This is a genomic window from Thiorhodococcus minor (assembly GCF_010820565.1).
Classification (GTDB): domain Bacteria; phylum Pseudomonadota; class Gammaproteobacteria; order Chromatiales; family Chromatiaceae; genus Thiorhodococcus; species Thiorhodococcus minor.
In genome coordinates this window covers 120935-128066 of the sequence record NZ_JAAIJQ010000004.1, presented here as the reverse complement: position 1 = coordinate 128066, position 7132 = coordinate 120935, and the positions used below count along the sequence as shown (strand labels likewise).

At 65.3% G+C, this 7132-nt stretch carries 8 protein-coding genes; 2 read left to right on the top strand and 6 right to left on the bottom strand.

The window, feature by feature from the left end:
- Together trhA and pap are read left to right on the top strand one after the other, a co-directional pair.
- A partial coding sequence (trhA, locus tag G3446_RS02485; RefSeq protein WP_209262225.1) for a PAQR family membrane homeostasis protein TrhA occupies window positions 1-377 on the top strand: 377 nt, incomplete at its 5' end.
- 433 nt (window positions 378-810) lie between these two features.
- Window positions 811-2409, top strand: coding sequence for a polyphosphate:AMP phosphotransferase (gene pap / locus G3446_RS02480; protein ID WP_164450810.1), 1599 nt, complete (start codon window positions 811-813; stop codon window positions 2407-2409).
- A gap of 19 nt (window positions 2410-2428) precedes the next feature.
- Here pap and G3446_RS02475 read toward each other — a convergent pair whose 3' ends face one another.
- From G3446_RS02475 to pabC, 6 genes are read right to left on the bottom strand one after another with little or no spacing between them, the layout of a single operon-like run.
- Window positions 2429-3205, bottom strand: a complete 777-nt coding sequence (locus G3446_RS02475) for a TatD family hydrolase (RefSeq protein ID WP_164450809.1) — start codon at window positions 3203-3205, stop codon at window positions 2429-2431.
- Window positions 3206-3213: 8 nt separating this feature from the next.
- Window positions 3214-3585: a PilZ domain-containing protein gene (locus G3446_RS02470; RefSeq protein WP_164450808.1), complete on the bottom strand. Its 372-nt coding sequence runs from the start codon at window positions 3583-3585 to the stop codon at window positions 3214-3216.
- A gap of 3 nt (window positions 3586-3588) precedes the next feature.
- The gene (gene holB / locus G3446_RS02465; RefSeq protein ID WP_164450807.1) at window positions 3589-4617 is read right to left on the bottom strand and encodes a DNA polymerase III subunit delta'; all 1029 of its coding nucleotides are present in this window, start codon (window positions 4615-4617) and stop codon (window positions 3589-3591) included.
- On the bottom strand, window positions 4607-5275 hold the full coding sequence (gene tmk / locus G3446_RS02460; protein WP_164450806.1) for a dTMP kinase: 669 nt from the start codon (window positions 5273-5275) through the stop codon (window positions 4607-4609). Before tmk ends, holB begins: the two co-directional genes overlap by 11 nt.
- 8 nt (window positions 5276-5283) lie before the next feature.
- On the bottom strand, window positions 5284-6294 hold the full coding sequence (gene mltG / locus G3446_RS02455) for an endolytic transglycosylase MltG (protein WP_164450805.1): 1011 nt from the start codon (window positions 6292-6294) through the stop codon (window positions 5284-5286).
- A 9-nt stretch (window positions 6295-6303) separates the two neighbouring features.
- The gene (gene pabC / locus G3446_RS02450; RefSeq protein ID WP_342450015.1) at window positions 6304-7119 is read right to left on the bottom strand and encodes an aminodeoxychorismate lyase; all 816 of its coding nucleotides are present in this window, start codon (window positions 7117-7119) and stop codon (window positions 6304-6306) included.
- Window positions 7120-7132: the final 13 nt, after the last annotated feature.

Below are 7132 nucleotides of genomic sequence, written 5' to 3'. Positions count from 1 at the left end.
TGCTGATCGCCGGGACCTATACGCCCTTCACGCTCGTCGGACTCAAGGGCACCCTGGGCTGGCTGATGTTCGGAGCCATCTGGGGGCTGGCGCTATTCGGAATCCTCTTCGACGCGCTTGCGCGCCAGGGACCGCGCGTGATCCCCGTACTGATCTATCTGCTGATGGGCTGGCTCTGCGTCTTTGCGCTCAAGCCAGTGCTCGCCGCCCTGCCACCTGGGGTCTTCCGCTGGCTGCTCGTCGGCGGCATCTTCTATACCGCAGGCATCCTCTTCTATGTCCTCGATCACTGGTATCCCGCGTGTCACGGCGTCTGGCACCTCTTCGTGCTCGCGGGCAGCGCGAGTCACTATGGCGCTGTCCTGCTCTTGCTGTGAGAGCCCATGAGGCGGCAGAGCAACGTCTCACAGCGTGAGCCGGATCGGTGGCCACCCCCTGTGGCGCCCGGCAGCATACGAAGAACATCGGCTGCCGCAACCGGGGCGCCAAGTGAGCGCTAAGGCCCCGCCCCGCTCTGCGGTCATTGGAAGCGACGGAGCGTTTCCCGCGCGTAGCTCCAGGTCAGGCTTGGTCCATACAGGAAGGGATGTTAGGAAACGGTCAAGGGTATCCACCTAAAGTCGTCGATGACGGTCTCTGGATGCCCGGGCTACATCAGCAGGCGTCTGTCGCGTTTCGGATCGACGTCAAGTGTGGGCTTCTGGCATGACCTTGCCGGTCGGATGACCGCCTGGTCGTCAGATTCACCGCGAACTTTCGAGATGCTTCCCCTAAACTGCAGGGATGCCGAGCTCGACGAGGAGACATCGCATGTTCGAGGCAACCAAGGTCGGACGATCCGTCAGCAAGAAGGAGTTCAAGGAGCAGCAGGACGAGCTGCGCACTCAGCTGCTGGCCGTCCAGCGCGATCTAAGGGATACCAACATCCCGGTCATCGTACTGGTCTCCGGCGTCGAGGCAGCCGGCAAGGGCGAGGTGGTCAATCGCCTCAATGAGTGGCTGGATACCCGTGGTGTCCAAACCTTCGCATTCTGGGACGAATCCGACGAAGAGCGCGAGCGACCGCGCTACTGGCGCTTCTGGCGCTCCATGCCAGAGCGCGGCGAGATCTCCATCCTCTTCGGTGGCTGGTATCAGACCCCGATCGAGCATCGCTTCCGCGGACACTGCAGCGATTCCGAGCTGGACGGCGAGCTCAACCGCATCGTCGACTTCGAGCGCATGCTGATCCAGGACGGCGCCCTAATCGTGAAGTTCTGGTTCCACATGTCGGAAGACGACCAGCGGGCACGGCTCAAAGAGCTCTCGCGCGACGACAAGAGCCGCTGGAAGATGGTGCCGGACAAGAGCAAGTTCTCCGAGCACTACGCCGGCTTCGAGCAGGTCGCGGAGCGCGTCATTCTCCATACCGACCGCGGTACCTCGCCTTGGTACCTGATCGAGGCCGGGGACCGCCGCTATCGCGATCTCACGGTCGGCAAGACCCTGCTGCACGCCATTCGCTCGCGGCTAAGCGAGTCCAGCCTTGACGATCAGAACAACACCCTCAGTAGCCCGGAGCTGCCCAGCAGCGCGGACGCCCAGATTACGCTCCTCGATCAGCTCGACCTTTCGCTCGCCCTGCCGCGCGACGACTACAAGAGCGAGCTCAAGAAGCTGCAGACCGAGATCAACGAGCTGGCCTGGACGGCCTACAACAAGAAGCGCTCCACGGTGCTGGTGTTCGAGGGGATGGACGCCGGCGGCAAGGGCGGCGCCATTCGGCGCGTCACCAACGCCGTGGACGCACGGCTCTATCGCTCCATCCCGGTCGCCGCACCCACGGACGAGGAGAAGGCGCACCACTATCTGTGGCGCTTCTGGCGCCACATCCCGCGCGCGGGCCATATCACCATCTACGACAGATCCTGGTACGGACGGGTGCTGGTGGAGCGGGTCGAGGGCTTTGCGTCGGACGCCGAATGGCGGCGCGCCTACTCCGAGATCAATCGCTTCGAGGAGCAGCTGGTCGATAGCGGCATCATCCTGCTCAAATTCTGGATCCAGATCAGCCAGGACGAGCAGCTCCAGCGTTTCAAGGATCGCGAGAACGTGCCCTACAAGCAGTACAAGATCACGGACGAGGATTGGCGGAACCGCGAGAAGTGGCCTCAGTACAAAGAGGCCGTCAACGAGATGGTGGTGCGCACCAGCACACAGCACTCGGCTTGGACGCTTGTGGAGGGCAATGACAAGCCCTACGCGCGTATTAAGGTCCTCAGCACCATCTGCGACACCCTGACCGAGGCCCTGAAGCAGGATGCGCAGCCGATCGCCGGCTATCTGCCCTGCGGCGAGAAGCGGGTGGAGGAGATGGAGAAGAAGGACGAAGACGCCAGCGACAAGAAGAAGAACGGGAAGTCCAAGTAGCTGCCGACGGCAGCCCTCCTCAGGCGCGGCGGAAGAGCCTCAGATAGTTCTCAGCCGTGACCTCGGCAACCGCTTCAGGTGCCATGCCGCGCACCTCTCCGATGCACTCCGCCACGTGCCCGACGAGTCTGGGCTCGTTGGGCTTGCCGCGATGCGGGACGGGTGCGAGGTAGGGAGAGTCGGTCTCGATCAGGAGCCGGTCGTTCGGCACCTGACGTGCCACCTCGCGCAGCTCAGCGGCATTCTTGAACGTCACGATGCCCGAGAAGGAGACATAGAAGCCCAAGTCCAGGCCCTGCTTCGCGGTCTCCCAATCCTCGGTGAAGCAGTGCAGCACACCACCGACCTCGGCGGCACCCTCCTCTTTCAGGATGCGGATGGTGTCTTCGCGCGCGTTTCGCGTATGGATGATCAGCGGCTTGCCGCAGGCCCGCGCGGCGGCGATATGGGTGCGAAAACGCGCTTGCTGCCAACCGATGTCTTCGCCGGAGCTACGGTAGCAGTCCAGCCCCGTCTCGCCGATCGCCACGTTGCGCGGATCCGCTGCAAGCTCCACCAGTGCTTCGAGGCTCGGCTCGCGCCGGCCTTCCTCGCTGGGATGGACGCCCACGGACACGTCCACCTGGGCATAAGGCTCGACCAGCTCGCGCATGGCCGGATAGTGCTCGAGGTCGATCGAGACGCACAGCATACGCGTGACGCCGGCCTCGGCGCTCGCCTGCATCATGCGGTCGAAATCCTCGTCGTAACGCTTGAGATCCACTCGGTCCAGGTGGCAGTGGGAATCGATCAGCATCTGGCCAGCTACATGGTGTGTGTGGGTCGCTCGGAGCCCAGCGCTCCGGCGAGATAGCCCTCGATCTTGCTGCGGGCGGCGCCCTTGTCCTGCTCGCTGAACTGGACGCCGACCCCGATCGAGCGGTTGCCCTCCGCCCCGGCCGGCGTGATCCAGACCACCTTTCCGGCGACCGGGATGCGATCCGGCTCCTCCATCAGCTGGAGCAGCAGGAAGATCTCGTCGCCGAGCTGGTACTTCTTGGTCGTCGGGATGAAGAGCCCGCCATTCTTGATGAAGGGCATGAAGGAGGCGTAGAGGGCACTCTTGTCCTTGATGGCGAAGCTCAGAATCCGTTGTTGACCACCCAGCCCACCGAGTGGACCCATGGGAGTGCTCATGGCTCAGGGTCTCCGTGCGTTGCCGCCCTGGCTGACCCTGAGCCAGTCGATGGCCAGGGATTCCAGGAGCAGCTGATGATTGACATTGGCTTCCAGCAGTGGCCGCCCGTCGATGACGCGCTTGAGCAACCGATGGGCACTGGCCGGATCGATGCGCTGCGCGAGCGCGGCGAAGGCAGATCGCTGATCCGGGCTATCGAGTCTGACCGCTTCCCCATCGACCATCAACCGCAGGACGTCACAAATCCAGCTCGCGAGCCACTCGAGGATGAGCTTGTCCCCAAATTTGTGCCATGCAGCCGCCTCGGAGAGCGGATCCACCCGCCCGGCGGCCAGGTCCAGGAAGCCCTGGAGCCTTGCCCGACGCTGTTCCATGAGGGCGTCGTCGTACTCCGCGAGCGCCCGCAGTGGGGCGCCATGCGCGAGCCGCAGACGCAGGGGCCAATCCTGCCGCGCCGACTGCGTCCGAAGCCAGTCGAGCGCCACCTCCTCGGTGGGCGTCGGCACCTTGAGCTGCAGACAGCGGCTGCGGATGGTGGCGGGCAGATCGCCCATGCGCTCGCCCACCAAGCAGAGAATCGTCTGCCCCGCCGGCTCCTCCAGCGTCTTCAGCAGGGCATTGGCTGCCGAGGCGTTGAGCCGGTCCGCCGGATCGATGAGCGCAACCTTCCAGGCCGCACGGCTAGGTGTCAGGGACTCGCGCTCGGCGAAGAGACGCACGACACCGATGGCGATCTCGCCGGATTTGCTCTCGGGATCAGGGCCGACGCGAATCAAGTCCGGGTGATTTCCAGCCGCCAGGAGCAGGCAATCGGCACATTGGCCGCAGGCGTTTCCATCGGGTCCCGGCGAGCGGCACAGCAGTGACTGCGCCAGGCACGCGACCAGGTGCCGCTTGCCGACGCCCTTGGGACCGCTGAACAGCAGGCCATGGGCGAGCCGGCCCGCCTGCCGCGCACCTTGAAGCTGCGCCCAGACCTCTCGCGCCCAAGGCAAGGGCGAGGTTTCTGGAATGCGCTTGTTATCCGCCATGGGGGTTGGTGTGGCCGGATCGCCCCAGGGCATCGTCCACGAAGGTTCCCACGAGGCTGAGAATCTGCTCGCGAACCCTGTCGATCGGGCGCGTCGCGTCCAAGACGCGATAGCGCTCGGGTGTCTCGCCCGCCCGCTCCAGATAGAGCGCTCGGGCGCCCTGGAAGAAGCGCAGATCCTCTGCCTCGAATCTGTCCTTGCCGCCCGAGCGCGCTTGAGCTCGCTCCAGCCCGACCGCCGGCGGCAGATCGAAGACAAGCACCAAGTCCGGCCGCAGATCGCCTTGGACCAGCTGCTCGAGCAGGCCGATACGCGCGAGGTCGATGCCCCGGCCGCCGCCTTGGTAGGCGTAGGTCGCGTCCGTGAAGCGGTCGGAGATCACCCAGGCCCCGCGGGCCAAGGCAGGGAGAATCGTCTGCTTCAGGTGCTCGGCGCGCGCCGCGAACATGAGCAGCAGCTCGGCCGTATCGCTCATCCCCGCGTTGAGGGGATCGAGCAGAAGGGTGCGAAGGCGCTCGGCGATGGGGGATCCGCCAGGCTCGCGGGTGGTGACGACCTCGAGCCCACGGCTGCGCAGCATGGACGCAAGCGCCTCGACCTGAGTCGATTTGCCTGCCCCTTCGATGCCTTCGAGGGTAATGAAGCGTCCGCGACTCATGCCTAGCCTCATCCGCCTTTGTTGAGGATGTAGCGGCGCACCGCTTGCTGGTGCTCGGCGAGCGTGCTGGAGAAGACGTGACTCCCGTCTCCGCGGGCGACGAAATAGAGCGCCTCGCCTTCGGCCGGATGCAGCGCGGCATGGATGGCCGCGCGGCCCGGCAGGGCGATGGGGGTCGGCGGCAGCCCCTGGATCACATAGGTGTTGTAGGGGGTCGGCTCGCGCAAGTCCGCGCGGCGAATATTGCCGTCGTAGCGCTCGCCCATGCCGTAGATCACGGTCGGGTCCGTCTGCAGCTTCATGCCGCGCTCCAGGCGACGCACGAAGACGCCGCCGATCGCCGGACGCTCCTGCTGCACCGCCGTCTCCTTCTCGATGATCGAGGCCAGAATGAGGGCCTCGTAAGGGGTATCGAAAGGCAGGCCGGGCTCACGATCCGACCACTCCTCGGCGAGCACCTGATCCATGCGCTCCAAGGCGCGCTCGAGCACGTCGAGACCCTTGGCCTTGCGCGGAAAGTGATAGGTGTCGGGAAAGAACCGCCCTTCCGGATGCTCTCCAGGCCGCCCCAGCTTGGCCATCAGCTCGGCGTCGGACAGCAAGGAGAGTGCGTCGCCACCGAATTGCTCGTGGGCGTCGATGACCGCCAGTGCCTGGCGAAAGGTGCGCCCCTCGATCAGCGTGATCGCGAACTGCACGCCCTTGCCGGCCGTCATGGCATCGAGCAGCTCCCGCGGCGTCACGCTGGGCCTGAGCGCATACTCGCCCGCCTTGATCCGCCGCTGAGCCCCCTCGAGATAGGCCAGAGCGATAAAGTAGTAAGGCTGATCGAGGATCCCCTCGCGCGCCATCCGATCGGACAAGGCGCGCAGCGAGGTGCCGCGAGGAATCTCGAGATAGGGCTCCGAGCTGGGCACACCGACCGGCGTCTCGAGAAAGCGCTGATAGTCGATCCAAAGCCCCACACCCAGTGTCGCCACTGAGAAGAGCAGAACGAGCAAGCCGATTCGCCAAGTCATCGCCGTGGCCTATCCAGAGTCGCGCGCCGCGTCGTAGACAGATTCAATGAGGTCCCAGGGTAGCTCCGCAAGATCGAACGGCCTTCCGTCCAGCTCGCGCACGGGCCACACACCAATGATGGCGTTGGTCAGGAAGAGGCCGGCGGCGACGCGCAGGTCCGCCGGCTCGATGCGCATCACGAGGCATTCGATTCCCATGGTCGCGGCCAAGCCCAGCGTCAGCCCGCGAACCGTGCCAGCGATCCCGCAGCGATCCAGTAAGGGCGAGATGAGGCGGGCACCATCCCAGACGAAGAGGTTCGTCATGGTCCCCCCGACGATGCTCCCGAATGGGTCCAGCATCAAGCCTTCGGCGACGGCGGCATCATCCCACTCCAGACGCGCGAGCACCGAGTCCAGCCGATTGAGATGCTTGATCCCGGCCAGGATCGGGTTGATCGACGCTGGGGCTCGACAATAGCGGACGGCGACACCCCGACGCCAGTCTTCCGAGGCGGCGGCCGGCGCCGGATAGCTGAGACAAATCCGCACAGGATCGGGCGACGCCGGGGGGCGATAGCCACGACCGCCGGCACCACGCGACAGAATCAGCTTGAGCACACCCTCGCTCAGCCCATCCGCCGCCCGCAACCCCTCGGCGCGCAGCACGCCGGAATCGGGCGCGGGGATCCCGAGACGCTCGGCGCCCAGCAAGAGCCGGTCGAGGTGCCGCTGCCATTGGCAGAGGCGGCCCTGGTGGAGGCGGACGGTCTCGAACAGGCCGTCGCCATAATGCAGGCCGCGATCCAGTAGCGGCAGGTGCTCTGCCACCTGCTCGCCATTCACCAGGATACGGCTC